The following is an 18,168-nucleotide window of genomic DNA, read 5'->3' as shown; positions in this document are numbered from 1 at the left end:
TTTTTAATTTCTAAAGAACCATATAAAAATGACCGATCACATTATCGGCCATTTTGAAAGATGAGTGTAAAAAGTTTAATTTACATCTTTTGATGACGCCGACTGTTCATCATCATCTTTATAAATAAATTTTGGCATTTCAAGGCCAAAGTAAATTGCGATACAACGCAATGTGAAACCAAAAACAAGAGTAGAAATAATGGTGATATCTTGTGAAAAACCGACTTCGATACAGCCCCAATAGAAAATGACCGCAACAAAAGAAATACTGGCATAAAGTTCGCGACGGAAGACTAAAGGCACATCGTTACATAAGATATCTCGTAAAATACCCCCTGAAACGCCTGTCAATACACCTGCCACTGCACAAACCACGAAACCCTGTTCCATTTGAATCGCAATTTGACAACCAATAATGGTAAAACCTATCAGACCTAAGGCATCTAGAAGTAAGAATACCGAACGTAAATGTCGCATCCATTTTGCGATAAAAATCGTAAATAATGCTGCACAACATGTAAGTACTAGATATTCAGGATGTTTCACCCAAGTTAAAGGATAGTGCCCTAGCAAAACATCACGAACTGATCCTCCGCCCAAAGCAGTCACACAGGCAATAATAATGACACCAAACCAATCCATACTTCGTCGACCTGCAGACAAGGCGCCTGTCATCGCTTCCGCAGTAATCGCAATAATATAAATAACGGTGAGTAACATTGCCCTACTTCCAAATGAGGGTTTTTAATGCGCAATATTCTAAGTTAATTAAAAATTAATTCTAGAGAAATCGCGCACAACATTGCTTAAATTTTTTTCCTGATCCACAAATACAAGGCTGCTTCATCGTCACAGTTTGATCTGTCGTTGGGTCTAAAAAATACCACTGTCTATTGGTGAATACGAAATTTGAGGTTTCATGATGGACATGTACCTGATCGACATGTTGGTAATGTGCTTTGAATTCAACTTGAGCATGGGTTTTATCCAGACGAGGTAAATGCTGAATAACCTCTAATTTTAACCACTGATTGCTCATCGCCCAATCCCGAATGGCAGCAATGTCTAAATGACTTTGCTGACCTGATGCTGTGGTACTCACAATATAGTCGATTTCATGTTTAGCGAATGCACTATAGCGAGAACGCATGAGCTGTTCAGCACTTTCTGCAACACGCTGACCACGATGTAAAGGTTCACAACAGTGTGTATAAATTCCATGCCCGCAAGGACAATTGAGTTCGGACATCAATATTCCAAAAAAAATAGCACCTAATGAGATGCTATTTTAACTGAGTTTAAATCATTCTGATGGGTCTTGTTTTACGATGGGTACAATATGTACTTTTTCGATTTTATGACCATCCATTGTAACCACCTCAAATAGATATCCTTCTGCTTCAAAGGTTTCTCCATTTTCAGGTAAATGTCCTAAATGGAATAAGATATAACCAGACAGCGTAGAATACTGTTCTGACTCATCAACTAAATCACGATCAAGCAATAATGAAATATGACGAATATCAGTTGAACCCTCGAGCATGAGTGAACCATCCTCTAAGCTTTCAACTGCAGTTTCTATTTCATTTTCGTTCGGGAATTCACCCGCAATCGCTTCTAAAATATCAATCGGTGTTGCAATACCCTCAATGGAACCATATTCATTGAGCACAATCGCCATTTGTAAGGGTGCCTGACGCAATTGATCCATCACCATTAAGACTTGAGCGCTTTCATGGACTATGACAGGCTCTCGAATGTGTTTTTCGAAATTAAAATCGCCTGATTCAATATAGTCATTCAAAACGTTATGCGTGAGCACCACCCCAGCAATATTGTCTAGCTCGCCATGTGCAACGATCAAACGTGAATGTTTCATAGAAAGCACTTGATGTTTAATACTTTCAGGATCGTCATCTAAATCGATCCATTCGAGTTCTGGACGTGGGGTCATTAATGATTTGACTGGTCGCTCAGATAAACCTAATACTCCTTGCAACATCACGCTTTGGTATACAGCATTCTCATCCGAGAACATTTCCTCTACCAACGCTTGGGTAGCCAAAACATCATCCGTATTTGCCGATTGAGCATCTGCCGTTTTTGACTTACCACCAAGCATACGAATGACGGCAGATGCTGTTTTGAAACGTAAATCAGTCGTTGTTACCGTTTTTTCTTGGTTACGGCGCATCAATTGATTTAAAAACTCAATCAGGACAGAGAAACCAATTGCAGCGTATAGATAACCCTTCGGAATGTGGAAGCCTAGGCCTTCGACAACCAATGAGAAACCGATCATCATCAAGAAACATAGACACAGAATCACCACAGTTGGATGCTTATTCACAAAGTCCATGAGGGCTTTAGAGGCCCATAGCATGATTCCTATCGCAATAATTACGGCGATCATCATGACCGAAAGATCTTTGACCATACCGACTGCTGTAATCACACTGTCGAGTGAGAACACTGCATCCAATACCACGATCTGTACAATGACCATCCAAAATGCAGCATGAACAGGATTTTCTTCTTTAACATGAACTTTACTTTCTAGACGTTCATGTAGTTCTAAAGTTCCCTTCATTAACAAGAAAATACCGCCAAAAATCAAAATAAGATCTCGGGCTGAAAACGGATGATCAAAGATATGGAATAATGGATTCGTTAACGTGATAATCCAAGCGATTGACGCCAAAAGGATTAGGCGCATGCCAAGCGCGAGCGTTAAGCCTAAAATTCTGGCTTTATTGCGTTGCTCAGGCGGCAGTTTTTCCGCCAAAATCGCGATAAAGACGAGATTATCAATCCCGAGAACAATTTCTAAAATAATTAAAGTTAAGAGTCCCACCCATGCGGAAGGATCAGACATCCATTCAAAAATCATGAGTTACACTCCCACGTTTCAGGAAGATGGGATTCATTTAAACCAAAGTGATGAGGCAAAGTTATAAATGCAGTATTTAAATTTAGAAAATAAATAATATTTTGTTCTATTGAGCGATGTCGATCACTACTCATATTGATGTATTGGTTGCCGAACAGATTTTCAGTATAGAAAAGATTTTATTGCAATTCACTATTTTTTCGGTGAATCAAGATTGGCTTTATCAATCATTTTGGAATGAAACTACAAAATATTTCAAAAAAATCTTATTTATCTATACAGTTGTCACCTTTCTTGCTTAGATTAAACTACATGATGAAGTTAATTTAAAAAAGGTGAGTAAATAAATATGAATACAAGCATTCTTAATAACACCTTAGAGACCGATACATCAGTTAAATCAAAAGCAACTCAATGCCTTATTGCACTTTATTGTGGTTCTCGTTTTGGCAATAATCCTATTTACCAACAAAAAGCCATTGCTTTGGCTGAAAAAATTGCAAGGCAAGGATTTGGCATCGTATATGGTGGTGCAAGTATCGGATTAATGGGACAAGTCGCAGATACAGTCATTGAAAACAATGGTGAAGTTGTTGGTGTTATTCCTGAATTTATGCTTGATTACGAGGTTGCCCATAATCAGTTAACAGAACTTCACGTGGTAAGAACAATGCATGAACGCAAAGCCATGATGGCTGAACGTGCTAGTGCTTTTGTTGCGCTCCCGGGAGGTTTAGGTACATTTGAAGAAATCTTAGAAATCGCAACTTGGGGACAGTTAAATCAACACCAAAAACCAATGATTATTTATAACGTCAATGGATTCTATAATGCCTTGATTGCACAACTCGATCATGCAGTACAAGAAGGTTTTCTACCTGCTCAACATCGGGCAAAAATCATCGTATGCGAGCATTCACATCAAATCATCAATGCCATCGCAAACATGAAATGCCCTGAACAATTCGTGGTCTAAATTCGACAAGACTTTAAAGCATTACGCATGACGAGTAAAAAATAAAAGAGCCATATGGCTCTTTTATCATACATCTACACGATCAGGCTCTATTTCAACGTGATTTGATACGTTGCTGTAGTACCACTGACTTCATTCCCTACAATCAGTAAAGGCGTACCCGTTGGAGATTCTTTTGCGGAAACAAAGGTTAATCCTTCAGGACCTAAGTCTCCTGCCTGACCTTCCTCGATATCGGCAGTGGTTGCATCAAGTTTTCGCGAATGAATATATTGCACAAATTGGGGTTGGGCAGGATTGGAGATGTCATATACCATCACGCCTCCAACTCGTTCTAAACCAATAAATGCATAAGTTTTCTGGCCGATTTGACCTATCACCACGCCTTCTGGCTCTGGTCCCTTATTGTCACTACGATTATCGAACCCTGCTTCTTCATGGTTTGCATTAAAGATCTCAGGATGGTGCTGAGCAATATATTGTTCAAAATCATCACCCGAATCCCAAACCAGCTCTAATCCTGTTTGAGCATCATTTTCTGTCCAAATACTGACAGATCGTGCCCCGAAGCTATATAAATGATCATAAACCAAATTGCCTCGAGCATTGAGTTTAGGTGTGCCATCAGTATTCTTTTGATAACCTTCAGTCCAAGTGATATTCAAACGACCAAGCATCTTGTCTTCACGGCATCCTTTAGCATCTCCATCGATCGCTCCACAATATGCAAAATGCAGAGGATTCAATTCAGCACCTTTCGCCAGTGCTCGTAACTGTGGTGGCAGATCTTCCCCTTGTCGTCTATCGAAACCATCTTTATGGACTAGATGCTTCACACGCCATTCTTCAACAAAACCCTTTTTAATATTACCTTGAGCACTCGGATTATCCTTTAATTTTTCTCCCCAATATTCAGGATCATCTTCACCCCAAGCACGAGCATCCCCTTCATTGGCAGTGACAATATACGTTTTACCATTGACTTCGTAACTTGAGATCGCATCTGGCATATATAAGCCACGAACATGCTGCCAAGTTTGAATATTGATCTTCGCAAGACCATTTTCACCATCGGCATCACTGACATCTAAACCATGACCTTGTAAGCCATGATCTTTAAAACCGAGCGGATAAACAGCCATGACTTTGGCATTTAAAACATCCACCTTAGCTAAGGCATTATTTTCCTGTAATGCGACCCATGCAATTTTGCCATCTGTGCTGAGTGTGATGTATTCAGGTTCAAAATTTTGCGCTACTGTTGCATTTGGACCATAAATTCGCACACCTTGATCACGTAATAGTTGAGCTTGACTATTAAAGGCTTTGAAGTCAGCTGTTTTTGCAACTGGTTTGTTCAAATTTGAGAGATCAATGATTGAAATCGAACCTTCGGGATCAATCGCATAATCATGAGATGGCTCTCCTTCATTCGCCACCAATAAGGTTTTACCATCTGTACTAAAGGTCAGCATATCGGGTAGAGAACCCACTGGAACTTGGGCAATAAAGCTCGAATCATTGGCATTAAAAAGTGCCACGATTCCTGGATCTGTTTTATCTTTGGCTTGTACAGCCAAGGCAACAATTCCATTTTTTACAGCAACACTATTTACTTCTGAGTCTGTTAAATAAGATTTAGCATCTAAAGAGCCAATCCATTTAGGTTGCTGAGGTTGGCGATAATCAAAAATATCAACCACGCCTTCTTTTGCGTTTACAACAAACAATCTTTGGCTTTGTGGATCATAGGCAGGTATCTCTGCTGCGCTGACCGCAAAACCACGACTTTCTGTACGACTGAGATAGTTGAGTTCAATCGATTCAGGCGTAATATTTGGTACTGATGTGATATTGTTAGTGTCATCATTACATGCCCCTAGCCCCAATGCACACATTGCGATCACAAGTGCGTTAGACTTTAGCTTCATTTTTTTAATCTTCTTATGATGTTGTTGGCAACAACTCTATGACCATGCGATGACAATGCTGTGACCATTAGATTGCAATTTTGTTGCAAATCCTTCGTAAATAAACCACAAGTGATACTGAGAAACTGTTTTAAAATATTAACTTACTAATATGATCCTACAAGATGAGCAGCACAGCACACCAACCCTTACAGCCTGAGTTTAGATTATTGGTGTTTTTGGTTTCGATCGGCTTTTTTATGCAAGGTCTAGACACAACTATCATCAATACTGCGATTCCTGCAATCGCTCATCACCTCAATGAAGATCCTCTACACATGCATAGTGTCGTGGTGGCTTATGTATTGTCAGTCGCAGCCTGTATTCCACTCAGTGGTTGGCTGGCTGACCGATTTGGTGTCCGAAATGTTTATTTTTCTGCAATTATCATTTTCACTTTGGCATCGCTCGGATGTGCATTTTCTTCTAATTTAAATGAGCTTTTATTTTTCCGAGTGATTCAAGGGATTGGAGGTGCTTTACTGCTTCCAGTTGGGCGTCTTGCAATGTTGAAAATCATTCCTAGAACCCAATTCCTTGCAGCCATGTCTCTGATGAGTCTTGCAGGTCTGATTGGCCCCTTAATCGGTCCTACTCTTGGCGGATGGTTAGTGGAGTACGTGACTTGGGAGTGGATTTTCTTAATTAATATTCCTATTGGACTCATTGGAGTTTTTCTCACATTTAAAGCCATGCCAAATGTGACCGAGACCCATGTTGCTAAATTTGATTTTTTTGGCTTCTTGTTATTAGTCATCGCGATGGTTGGCTTAAGTTTAGGGATTGAAAATTTTGCTAGCCCCTATCTTCCACTATGGTGGAGTATTGTTCTTATTGTGTTTGGTTTATCTGCAAGTGCTTGGTACATGGTGCATGCCCATACCCACCAAAATGCTCTATTTCGTGGGAAACTATTCAAAAATCAAATTTTCGCGATTGGTATTGTAGGCAACTTTTTTGCCCGCTTAGGCGGCAATGCGATGCCTTTTCTTATCCCCTTAATGCTACAAGTTGCTTTTGGTTTTGAACCATTTATTACCGGTTTACTTATGATTCCAACGGTATTGGGTTCACTGGCATCAAAACCGATCATTCGCCAAATTATTCAACGATTTGGGTATCGTCGGGTGTTATTAGTCAATACCTGCCTTATTGGCTTATGTATTGCAAGTTTTGCCCTCACCTCAGCCGAAACACCTTTATGGTTAAGAACATTGCATTTCTTCATTTTTGGTATGTTGAACTCACTGCAATTTGTTTCTATGAATACGCTAACCTTAAAGGATTTGCCTCAACAAGATGCTAGTAGTGGTAACAGTTTTCTCTCGATGATTATGATGGTATCTATGAGTATTGGTGTAGCGCTTGCAGGTACACTGGTCAATGTATTCACCGCTTATCTTGGTACTGCACAAATGCAACAGGCCTTCCAATGGACCTTAATTTTAATGGGCTCAATTAACATTATTACCATCTTTATTTTTTGGAAAATTCCGAAAGAAATGGATGATGACTAATGGATATGGATTCTAGATACTGTCACTACCATTTACGTTTATTCGCGTTATGATATTAATTATATTTTGCACCAAACTTTAAGTGCTCATGAATTCAAAAAATAAGCAGCATATCTATTCGCAGAAGATTATCTTGTGGACTTCCCTTTTAGGTGCAGCCCTGATCGCACTCATGGTCGGATTCTTGAGCTTTTTCTTTTTGCCGTTTCAACCAGCAACAGCTCAAGAATATCCAATCAAAGGATTTGATGTCTCACATCATCAAAAAGAAATTCGCTGGTCACAAATTCCCAAAAAGGAATATCAATTTGTCTACCTCAAAGCGACAGAAGGTGGCGACTTTAAAGATCGAAAATTTCAGGATCATTGGCTCAAAGCACGCGAGCATGGTTTTAAAGTCGGAGCGTATCATTTCTATCGACTTTGCCGTGATGGTAAAGTTCAGGCATTAAATTTCATTGATTCTGTGCCACGTAAAGAAGATGCCCTTCCTCCAGTCATTGATTTGGAATACGACAGCAATTGCATCAATACCTATAGCAAAGAACAACTGTTATATGAAATCGATGTTATGCACGATTTGCTGCATCAACATTATGGCAAACAACCTATCTTTTATGTTTCTAAAGCCTTCTATAACATCGTACTTGCGGGTGCTTTTACGAATACTCCACTCTGGGTACGTGAATACAACTCTCAACCTGAATTAAAAGACAATCCAGATTGGATCTTTTGGCAATACACTAATAAAGGTAAAATTAAGGGTATTTCTACACCAGTGGATTTGAATGTATTTAATGGCGATCAAAACGACTGGATAAAATTTCTAAAATTAAATCAAATTAAGCCATAAATTTTAAGGAGTCAGTACGTTACAACTAAAGAGATCTAACAAAAAAATAGAGTGCAACTGGGCTCAAGCAAGCGAGTTACGCTTTATAAGGATGACATGATGTCGCTTAAAAAAGGGATTTTAACAGTGGTTGGTCTTTTGGCTGTCACGCTCATGGCTGCGTTTTTTTATTTATGGCAACCATCAGGAAAGCTCTCCGAATTTAATCAATGGAAGGCTAAAATAGACCAACCCGTCAGTGAACAAAAATTAAATGTTCGCTTTTTTGGCGTTTCCACATTGCTATTTGATGATGGTAATTCACAAATTCTAATTGATGGTTTTTTTAGTCGACCATCTCTCATGAACATTGCTTTACAACGCCTCTCCAGTGATCAAGCACTGCTTCACAATATGATTCAGGACCATGAGCTTAAACGCCTCAAAGCCATATTGGTGACCCACAGTCACTATGATCATGCTTTGGATATCTCAGTGCTCGGAAGTTCACTCCCAAAAACTCACATCATTGGTTCGTTGAGTACACTAAATATAGCACGAGGCGGCAAAGTGCCTGAGCATCAATTGAAACTGGCACTGCCTTTTCAAGCACTACAATTGGGTGCATTTCGTATTACGCCTATTCCCTCACAACATACGCCACCTACAGCAGTGAACAATGATTTAGGTGAAGAGATTCTGCATCCACTGCCTCAGCCAGCACGTTTTTATGAGTTTAAAGAAGGCGGTAGCTTTGACTACTTGATTGAGCACAATAATCACAAAATTTTAGTTAAAGCCAGCACAGGTGCGCTTCCTAATCAATTTCAAAAGTTAAATGTAGATGTCTTGTTTTTAGGAATTGCTCAGCTTTCAAAACAATCACCCGAGTTTCAACAACAGTATCTCGCTGAAACCATTGATCAGTTACAACCGAAAGAAGTCATTCCAATTCATTGGGACAATTTCTTTAAACCACTTTCACAGCCTTTAGAGTTTCTACCACGAATAGCAGATCATTCTCCGAAAAGCCTACAACTCGTGATTGATCATGCACAGCATCAAGGTCGAAAGGTGACTTTACTGACGGAGCCTTACGCATACCCAATAATCAGCTCAACGACGCCTTAATTATGGGTTAAAATTAAGGCATCTCATGATTGATTGAACATTTTGCGAAAGATAATTCATATCGATATGGATGCTTTTTACGCTTCTGTGGAGCTTAGAGAGCGTCCAGAATTACAACACTTACCAGTGGTCATTGCATCTCATCACCCACGGGCCGTCGTTGCAGCAGCATCATACCCAGCTCGTGAGTATGGCTTACGTTCGGCCATGTCGATGACACAAGCCAAAAAACTTTGCCCACAAGTGATCGTCATTGAGCCAAATTTTTCTAAATACCAACATGCTTCAGCTCAAATTCATGAGATATTTCAAAAATATACCAGCATCATCGAACCCTTATCGCTGGATGAAGCATATTTAGATGTGACTGAAAATTTACAGCAGATCCCAAGTGCCACTGAAGTTGCAATGTATATTCGTGATGAAATATTTCAGCTTACTGGATTGACCGCCTCAGCAGGCGTTGCACCAAATAAGTTTTTAGCCAAAATTGCATCTGATTGGAATAAACCGAATGGCATTTGTGTGATCAAACCCAATCAGGTGCAACAGTTTATCTATGATCTTCCACTCAAAAAAATCCCTGGTGTAGGAAAGGTCACACAGGAAAAATTAAAAGCTTTGCAACTCGAAAAACTTGGGGATTTACAGCAAGTCGAAGAAAACTTTCTCACTCATCATTTCGGAAAATATGGCAAACAATTATTTCTCTATGCTCAAGGGATCGATGAGCGACCTGTTCAAAGCGAACGCCAAAGACAGCAAATTTCTAAAGAAACCACGTTTGATGAAGATCTTTTTTTAAACCAATGTGATCAATTTTGGACTTCACTGCTTTCTCGTGTTTGGCAAAATCTTCAAAACAAGGAAATGATCGCTAGAGGTATCAGCGTCAAACTCAAACTTAAAAATTTTCAAGTTTTACAACACTCTAAAAGCTTTAAACAACCTTTCAATCACATAGAGGATTTGCAACTGGCACTCAAATTATTGTTAATGGAAATGAATATTCCTGATGAATATCAGTTTAGACTCATTGGTGTTGGGGTGTATCAACTTTCAGAAAAACAACAAGACACGCAACTCAGTTTATTCGGATTGTAAATTTCGTCTAGTTTTCATGCAAAAGAACAAAATTAAGTCAATTTTTTTCGCCTTTTTTTCCTTTTTAGAGTAATCTAATCGCGCAATACATTTACCCATGTGTCTGCTGAGATGTTGTTAGAAGACCTATATCTAACACATTTGTCCTGTGATTGGCGTGACAATCCATCCGAATATTACAGGGCACTCTAATCTGAATGGGTACAATGTCTTTTTCCTCCAAATATTTCTGATCTCCTCCCATAAAAATAAACTTTCAGAGATACAGCAATTAAACCGAATTCATAGTTCCACTTACCCTATACTTTCTAAATCCTATACGGCATTTCATAATCTATATTTATATCTATAAGGGATGAGCTTTATGTCTGTTCAACGTTTACACGTTCAAAAACGTTTTTCTGAGGTTGCTATTTTTGGTCACTTCGTTCATCTGGCAGGTCAGTTAGCAGAAGATACGTCTCTCGACATTCGTGGACAGTCACAACAAACCTTTGACATTATTGACCGTTTATTGGCTGAAGCAGGTACAGATAAAAGCCATATCATGTCTGTGACAATTTATCTAAAAGATATTGACAAAGATTATGCAGCATTCAATGAAGTTTGGGATGCATGGGTTTCTGATATTCAAGCTCTACCGCGTACATGCGTAGAGGCTAAACTGTATCATCCCGATGTTCTTGTTGAGCTAACGGTAATTGCCGCGAAACCTTGATAAAAAAAAGCATGCCTGAGCATGCTTTTTTATTTCAAAGATGATTAGCTAAATGCGCGAATATCTGCCAATCGCCCAGCACTATACTTTTCTAATTTATGCTCAATCACGGATTCATCTCCCCATTCAATTGGCATATCCTCAGTGTATTCATCCAAAAAATCACGTCTTAACTGCACATATTCTGGGACAGCATGGTAAGAGATCACTTTGTATCCCGCGGTTTCAAGTAATGCATTTTGAAACTGTAAAGTATGTCCACGTTTGAATGAAAATTTATCTTCTAAACTGACAATGGCAAGAACTTTACAATCCTTATTCATCACCACAAAATCAGCAAACATTGACTCATATTTACGGCGTGTACGCGGTAACTTTGTGGTCAGTAAGGCGTCAAAAGAGACATGTGCCAAAATATGCGCATTTGGCATGATTTCTTTAAGACGATTGAAAGTTACTTGCTGATAGGGGCTAAACACTGCTCTTTGACGAAGCATGCTATCAGAGGGTTGTTGATGCTTTAATCCTTTATAAGCAATGAACAACACCACAGCGAGTATGATCACACTCGCGATGATCATGATATCCATGACTAGTATCCTTATTTGAATTCTTATCGTTAATTTCTTTTTTAAACTACTTCAAAAAACACAACTTTTATTATTGTTTCATTATGCTGATGTTATACATCGCATAGTCCAAGTGAAAAGCGCTTCAGACCAAGCTTATATTAAACATGTTCTGCACTTATTGGCTATAGTTTAAAACATGAACCACATCACACTATTACATAATTGTTGGACAATGATGAAAATTTCATTTGAAGATAATACAATATCACCTGAAATGAAAAACTCAAAACCTCACTAAACTACTAATTTAAATGATTATTTTAAAATAAAAAAGAGACTTACCCAAATCAAGCCCAATATTCCGATAAATGAGCATCATCGAAAATATTGTATAGAAAATGTTCAAAAAAGGACGCCGCAGCGTCCTTTTGAAAGAAATTATCATTTATGCACGAGACTTGGGTTTGGATTTACCCTTAGGTTTCCCCTCGCCAAAAGGTTTTTTGCGATCTCCAGTCTCACGTGGTGGCAAACCAGTGTGCTGTGTCAAGATTTGGCCTTTCTTCGGACGATTATTTTGTCCTTGCGATTGACCACGATTAGCGGTTTGACCTGTACGTTTTTGCGAATCACCTGCTACGGTTGAGTTTTTCTTACGTGCAGATTGATATTGACCATCCGTGCCCTGAGGCTGATACATCGGAATCAAATGTTGCTTAGAATTACCAATTAAGTCCTGACGACCCATTTCTTTCAAAGCTTCGCGCAGTAAAGGCCAGTTATTTGGATCATGGTAACGTAAGAAAGCTTTATGTAAACGGCGGCGTTTTTCACCTTTTACAATGTCGACATCTTCAGTATAACGTGCCACTTTCGCAAGCGGATTTTTACCGGTGTAGTACATGGTGGTCGCAGTTGCCATTGGTGATGGATAGAAGGTTTGTACTTGGTCAGCACGGAAACCATTCTTTTTCAACCAAATTGCAAGGTTCATCATGTCATAATCGGTTGTACCCGGATGTGCCGCAATAAAGTAAGGAATCAAATATTGTTCCTTGCCTGCTTCTTTACTGAAACGATCAAACATCTGCTTAAAGCGATCATAAGTCCCGATACCCGGCTTCATCATTTTATTGAGCGGACCTTTTTCGGTATGTTCAGGTGCAATCTTTAAGTAGCCACCGACATGATGCGTGACTAATTCTTTCACATATTCAGGGTTCAATACTGCAAGGTCATAACGTAGACCCGAACCAATCAAAATCTTTTTAATACCCGGTAAAGCACGAGCTTTACGATATAACTGCGTAAGAGGTGCGTGATCAGTATGCAAGTTTTGACAAACACCTGGGAACACGCACGATGGCTTACGACAGTTCTTTTCAATTTCTGGATCTTTACAGGCCAAACGATACATATTGGCTGTAGGACCACCTAAGTCCGAAATAATGCCTGTAAAGCCCGGCGCCGTATCACGAATCTTTTCAACTTCACGTAAGATCGATTCTTCAGAACGGTTTTGAATAATTCGACCTTCATGCTCCGTAATCGAACAGAAGGTACAACCACCGAAACAACCACGCATGATGTTCACAGAGAACTTGATCATGTCAAACGCTGGGAAACGCGCATCGCCATAAGATGGATGGGGTAGACGTGCATAAGGCAAGTCGAACACATAATCCATTTCTTCTGTGGTTAGTGGGATTGGCGGTGGATTAATCCAGACATCACGCTCACCATGCTTCTGCACAAGTGCGCGCGCATTCCCTGGATTGGTTTCTAAATGCAAAATACGGTTGGCATGGGCATAAAGCACTGGATCATTAGCAACTTCTTCAAAAGAAGGCAGACGAATCACAGCCAATTCACGTGGTGGCAACTTATGCTTAATTGCCTTAGAGGATGGCTGTAACTGAACGATTTGTGTATCTGCATCCAAATTGTCACCTTCACGTACAATTGGATTGGTGACCACTTCTTTTTGGAAATTCTGGTACTGGCTTAAACTGTTACCTTTGTCTTTTTCAATTTCACAACCATCAATATCTTCGGTCATCACATACGGATTGATGATTGGATCAACACGACCAATGGTATCGACATCATTTGATGCAATTTCCACAAATTTGGCTTTCGCCGCACGATTGTGTTTATTGATAATAAATGCTGTACCACGGACATCAGTAATCTCGTGAATTTTCTCACCACGTGCCAAACGATGCATCACTTCAATGATCGAACGCTCACCATTACCGTACATTAATAGATCTGCTTTTGAATCCATTAAAATAGAACGACGAACTTTGTCAGACCAATAGTCATAATGCGCGATACGACGTAATGAACCTTCGATACCGCCTAGCAGAACAGGAACATCAGGGAACGCTTCACGACAACGTTGACAATAGACTGTTGCTGCACGGTCAGGACGTTTATTCGGTTGGTTATCTGGAGAATAAGCATCATCTGAACGGATCTTACGGTCAGCCGTATAACGGTTGATCATAGAGTCCATGTTACCTGCCGATACGCCCCAAGCAATATTTGGTTTACCAAGTACACGGAATGCTTCAACATTCGTCCAGTCTGGTTGGGCAATAATACCAACACGGAAACCTTGCGCTTCAAGCACACGGCCAATGATACCGGTTACAAATGATGGATGATCGATATAAGCATCACCACAAACAAAAATAAAGTCACAACTATCCCAACCGAGTTGGTCCATTTCCTCGCGTGACATCGGCAAAAAAGGCGCGGGTTCAAAACAAGACGCCCAATATTTGTCGTAATCAAACAACGCTTTTGGCGCAGTCTGAGCGGTATAAGCAGTAGACATGGCTAGCAATTCTCGGCTGGCAGATGGAAGATCAAAAAATAGATCAAAGATGAAAGCCGATCATTTTACCATGAATTCAACTCAACTTGCTTGATTAAAAAACAATCAAATACAACTGCTTAAATTTTCTATTCATCACTGATGACCTAAGACCTATTTCTGTACATTTAACATACAACCAAATCTAAACAAAAAATAATATGCATTTAATTTCAGTAACTTGAGCTTAGCAATTGACTCGATTCCTTTACGACTGATGATTTGGGTAATAAACAAAGTTGCTTTTCATTTTTATAGTGTTTGAAAAAAACGAAAGGCGTTTAATCGTGCTCAAAATAATACTCACAACCGTTGCCACCATGATGGCTTTATTAATTTCCAATTTGGCTTGGACTCAAACTAAAATTCCACAGTCTTACCAGCAACAAGCAGCTTGGCAACAATTACAACAAAGACTCCCTTCGAAATTTCGACTGAATGACCAAAACAAACCACATGAGTACTACTGGAGTTGGAATGATTACCGTGTACATGTCGATGCTTATCCCAATACTAAAGCGCCAGCCAAAGTCATTTTATTACATGGCGTAGGTACAAATGGTCGTCAGATGAGTTTAATTCTTGGGCGTCCACTTGCCCAAAAAGGGTATGAAACCTTCGCATTGGATTTACCCGGTTATGGTCTGACACAATATCCTTCAAAAAAAGAAATTCGTTATGATCATTGGGTGAAATTGGTCAATGATTTTGTGAACGAACAAGTGCAAAAAGATGATCGTCCTATTTTCCTTTATGGACTCTCAGCAGGTGGAATGCTCACGCTACATGTGGCCATGCAGAATCAACATGTCGATGGCATCATCGGAATGACCTTTCTCGATCAAGAATTTAAAGACGTTCAAAAAGGAACTATGCGTTTTAGTGCTCTAAGCCCTGTTCTTTTGCCGAGTATGAAAGCAGTAGCACATACCCCTTTGAAGCAAATCACCTTACCTATGTCCTTGGTCTCAAAGATGTCAAAACTCACCAATGACCCTGAAGCCTTACGCATCATGCTGGCTGACAAGACATCCGCAGGTAATAGCATGAGCGTGGAGTTTTTAAACAGCTATATGCATTACCAAAAACCATATCCTTTGACTCAGTTTAATCAAGCACCTGTGTTACTGACTCAACCTGAACAGGATCAATGGACTCCTTTAAAATTGAGCCAACCTGTTTTGAAACAGTTGAAAGTACCTTATCGTGTGATGACTTTACAAAATGGTGGGCACTACCCTGTTGAGCAACCTGCATTAGATCAGCTGGTAAAATACAGTGATCAATTCATTCGTGAAAATATAAAACGCTAAATTGATCTATTGAGCGATAAATTAATCACTTAGACAGTTTTGTAAGCATTTTCCTACAATCATCTCTTCTATTGTCGGCTATGCATATCAACGTCACTGCACTATTCTTAAACCATCAGGAAACAGGAAGTTTCCCAAACAAAAAACAACAATAATAAGTTTGAGCATCAGGACGTGAGGTACGACAGGAGTTATACCTACAAGCAGCCGATACGAAGAAAAGCCCATCAGGAAGATGGGCTTTTCTTTTTCTTACACATAGAATTTTTTAAGCACACTACACGTTGTCACGCTTGTAAAACAATTATTCATCATGCTTTTTCGCTTTCACAACACTTTCATGAATTCCATTTGTTAATTTTAAAGTGTGTCACGCAACAACTCTGACTGTAATTTCCAAAGTGCAAGCGACTTATGCTGTTCCTACAAGACGGAATATCCTAGTGCAAACCGCTTACATACAAAATTTTAAAGATTGAGGATGTGAACATGGCAAAAGCTTTATTTATTACTGCAAATTTTGGTGTTGAAAAAGATGAATTAATCAAACCCTTAGCATTTTTAAAATTAAAAGGGATTGAAACCTATCATGCTGCTGAAGAAAAGAAATCTGTTCAGACTGTGGTTGGGGATCAAGAGCCTTCAGATCAAGTTCAACCTGACATAAGCTTTGATGAAGTCAATGCAAACGACTATGACATCCTGATTATTCCTGGGGGAACGGTGAATGCGGATAACTTGCGAATTCATCCACAGGTTCAAAAATGGATTCAAAGTTTTGCTGACCATCAAAAACCAATCGCAGCTATTTGTCATGCGCCTTGGACATTAATTGATGCACAACGTATCAAAGATAAAAATTTGACGTCTTATAAGTCAGTAAAAATTGATTTAGAAAATGCAGGCGGTAAATGGGTCGATGAAGAGGTGCATCGTTGTAATACTGGCGGTTGGTCGCTCATTACTTCACGTTGTCCTGATGATATTCCTGCATTTAATGAAGCCATTTATAAAGAATTGACGCAGTCTTAAACGATTAAAACCCCTTTTTTTTGGGGTTTTATTTTGCATGTTTTACAGACTTTTTAAGTAATCTACGATTTCTTGCTCGCCTGCCATTTCAGCGAGTTCTAAAGCTGTAAATTGACCTTTGTAAGCAACATTTGCACCTTTTTCGACTAGCAGTTGTACTACATCTAAGTACCCGTTCTCTGCGGCTGCTTGAAGTGCGCTATAACCTTCATCATCAATTTGGTTTACATCAGCTCCGTTATTTAAAGCTGTTTCAACTTCTGTGATTTCGCCTAATGAAGCCCAATAGATGAGTTCAGGAAGATGAAGTTCGCTATTATCTTCAGGGATTGGGGAGATGGAGCTGAAGTTCATAATAATTCCACTATGCAAGATTAAATTTTACCTTCTTACCTTACGATGTTTATATAACAAAAAATATTGCTTAGCATTAACTTTTATAGATTTCCCTTCTATCGGATAAACATTTTAAGTGTTCATCTAATGTTTTTTTATTGTGACTCTCTTGCACATTTGACAGACTTACAATTGTAGATAGACACATTGTAGTAAAAGGTAAATTAGGATTAGTATTCTGATATGACTTGGATAAATGTTTAAAAACTATTTTCTCTAATTGTGATGAATAATTTTCTATAAGCTCTTTCTTCAAAGTATTAATAATATTTAGTACCTCTTCTCCATATTTTATACTTTCTTCTCTTGTTGGTATGACTCCTTTATGAATAACTAAGTTCCTAAAATTTACCATTTTGTCTGATAAAACTACAGGCAAAGAGTTAAAATGATTTATCCATAAAAATAAAAAAGCGCCAAACTGTCTCTCAGATTGGCTAGCCACTTTTTTCCAGCCTTGATCTATTGCTTGCTCATCACAAGACTTACTTAAAAGCACTTTAATTGTAAATTCATAAAATCGCTCTAAACTAGCTGCAAAAGAAGATACAGCTTCACGATAATATCCATCTAAAATTGCATTTGCTCCTATTTCATATAACACCTCGAATTTCATTTGCTGAAGTACTGTTATAGTTTCATGGCCTTTGGGACAAGTTATTGAATAAGCACCTTGTTCGGTAAAATCTACAACTGCAAAGTTATTAGATGGGAAGCCTTGTTCTTTTAAACACTCCATACATGACAAAAATAATTTCACAACTCCCCCTCCATATATCTTTAAAAAATTTTTCAATTAATCATAAATAGAAAAATTAAAAAAATAAAAGCCCCCT

16 protein-coding genes are annotated in these 18,168 nt (G+C 38.9%); 8 read left to right on the top strand and 8 right to left on the bottom strand.

The window, feature by feature from the left end:
• Positions 1-75: 75 nt before the first annotated feature.
• The 3 genes from AC1M9E_RS00865 to AC1M9E_RS00855 all read right to left on the bottom strand — a co-directional run bounded on the left by AC1M9E_RS00865 (position 76) and on the right by AC1M9E_RS00855 (position 2,890).
• Positions 76-720 (bottom strand): trimeric intracellular cation channel family protein, encoded by a 645-nt coding sequence (locus AC1M9E_RS00865; RefSeq protein WP_035268119.1) that lies wholly within the window; start codon positions 718-720, stop codon positions 76-78.
• Positions 721-781: 61 nt separating this feature from the next.
• A complete protein-coding gene (locus tag AC1M9E_RS00860) occupies positions 782-1,249 on the bottom strand; it encodes a YchJ family protein (RefSeq protein WP_481607887.1) in 468 nt (155 codons plus the stop codon).
• 54 nt (positions 1,250-1,303) lie between these two features.
• Positions 1,304-2,890, bottom strand: a complete 1,587-nt coding sequence (locus AC1M9E_RS00855; RefSeq protein WP_035268121.1) for a TerC family protein — start codon at positions 2,888-2,890, stop codon at positions 1,304-1,306.
• Positions 2,891-3,239: 349 nt separating this feature from the next.
• Here AC1M9E_RS00855 and AC1M9E_RS00850 point away from each other — a divergent pair, with 349 nt between their 5' ends.
• Positions 3,240-3,866, top strand: coding sequence for an LOG family protein (locus AC1M9E_RS00850; RefSeq protein ID WP_035268124.1), 627 nt, complete (start codon positions 3,240-3,242; stop codon positions 3,864-3,866).
• Between the two features lie 89 nt (positions 3,867-3,955).
• Here AC1M9E_RS00850 and AC1M9E_RS00845 read toward each other — a convergent pair whose 3' ends face one another.
• Positions 3,956-5,797 (bottom strand): choice-of-anchor I family protein, encoded by a 1,842-nt coding sequence (locus tag AC1M9E_RS00845; protein ID WP_488224937.1) that lies wholly within the window; start codon positions 5,795-5,797, stop codon positions 3,956-3,958.
• A gap of 164 nt (positions 5,798-5,961) precedes the next feature.
• Between AC1M9E_RS00845 and mdtD the strand changes: the two genes are divergently transcribed.
• From mdtD to AC1M9E_RS00820, 5 genes are all read left to right on the top strand, one after another.
• A complete protein-coding gene (mdtD, locus tag AC1M9E_RS00840; protein WP_481607888.1) occupies positions 5,962-7,353 on the top strand; it encodes a multidrug transporter subunit MdtD in 1,392 nt (463 codons plus the stop codon).
• An 88-nt stretch (positions 7,354-7,441) separates the two neighbouring features.
• Complete coding sequence (locus tag AC1M9E_RS00835; protein ID WP_488224936.1) at positions 7,442-8,206, top strand: glycoside hydrolase family 25 protein; 765 nt, start codon at positions 7,442-7,444, stop codon at positions 8,204-8,206.
• A gap of 99 nt (positions 8,207-8,305) precedes the next feature.
• On the top strand, positions 8,306-9,316 hold the full coding sequence (locus tag AC1M9E_RS00830; protein ID WP_481607890.1) for an MBL fold metallo-hydrolase: 1,011 nt from the start codon (positions 8,306-8,308) through the stop codon (positions 9,314-9,316).
• Positions 9,317-9,358: 42 nt separating this feature from the next.
• Entirely contained in the window at positions 9,359-10,420 is a 1,062-nt protein-coding gene (gene dinB / locus AC1M9E_RS00825) for a DNA polymerase IV (protein WP_488224935.1), read from the top strand.
• Positions 10,421-10,784: 364 nt separating this feature from the next.
• On the top strand, positions 10,785-11,138 hold the full coding sequence (locus AC1M9E_RS00820; protein WP_481591509.1) for a RidA family protein: 354 nt from the start codon (positions 10,785-10,787) through the stop codon (positions 11,136-11,138).
• Positions 11,139-11,182: 44 nt separating this feature from the next.
• Here AC1M9E_RS00820 and AC1M9E_RS00815 read toward each other — a convergent pair whose 3' ends face one another.
• Positions 11,183-11,728, bottom strand: coding sequence for a DUF2726 domain-containing protein (locus AC1M9E_RS00815; RefSeq protein WP_092767397.1), 546 nt, complete (start codon positions 11,726-11,728; stop codon positions 11,183-11,185).
• A 427-nt stretch (positions 11,729-12,155) separates the two neighbouring features.
• The gene (locus tag AC1M9E_RS00810) at positions 12,156-14,552 is read right to left on the bottom strand and encodes a YgiQ family radical SAM protein (RefSeq protein WP_481607892.1); all 2,397 of its coding nucleotides are present in this window, start codon (positions 14,550-14,552) and stop codon (positions 12,156-12,158) included.
• Between the two features lie 326 nt (positions 14,553-14,878).
• On the opposite strand from AC1M9E_RS00810, the gene AC1M9E_RS00805 reads away from it, so the two are divergent.
• Positions 14,879-15,904 (top strand): alpha/beta hydrolase, encoded by a 1,026-nt coding sequence (locus AC1M9E_RS00805; protein ID WP_481607893.1) that lies wholly within the window; start codon positions 14,879-14,881, stop codon positions 15,902-15,904.
• 489 nt (positions 15,905-16,393) lie between these two features.
• A complete protein-coding gene (locus AC1M9E_RS00800) occupies positions 16,394-16,936 on the top strand; it encodes a type 1 glutamine amidotransferase domain-containing protein (RefSeq protein ID WP_481607894.1) in 543 nt (180 codons plus the stop codon).
• A 42-nt stretch (positions 16,937-16,978) separates the two neighbouring features.
• Here AC1M9E_RS00800 and AC1M9E_RS00795 read toward each other — a convergent pair whose 3' ends face one another.
• Together AC1M9E_RS00795 and AC1M9E_RS00790 are read right to left on the bottom strand one after the other, a co-directional pair.
• Positions 16,979-17,290: an ankyrin repeat domain-containing protein gene (locus AC1M9E_RS00795; RefSeq protein ID WP_481589196.1), complete on the bottom strand. Its 312-nt coding sequence runs from the start codon at positions 17,288-17,290 to the stop codon at positions 16,979-16,981.
• A 76-nt stretch (positions 17,291-17,366) separates the two neighbouring features.
• Positions 17,367-18,092, bottom strand: a complete 726-nt coding sequence (locus AC1M9E_RS00790) for a hypothetical protein (RefSeq protein WP_481589197.1) — start codon at positions 18,090-18,092, stop codon at positions 17,367-17,369.
• Positions 18,093-18,168: the final 76 nt, after the last annotated feature.

The organism is Acinetobacter sp. 24-47-47 (assembly GCF_057737035.1).
Note: the sequence above shows the minus strand (reverse complement) of the source record. Positions and strands in the feature narration are given on the sequence as shown.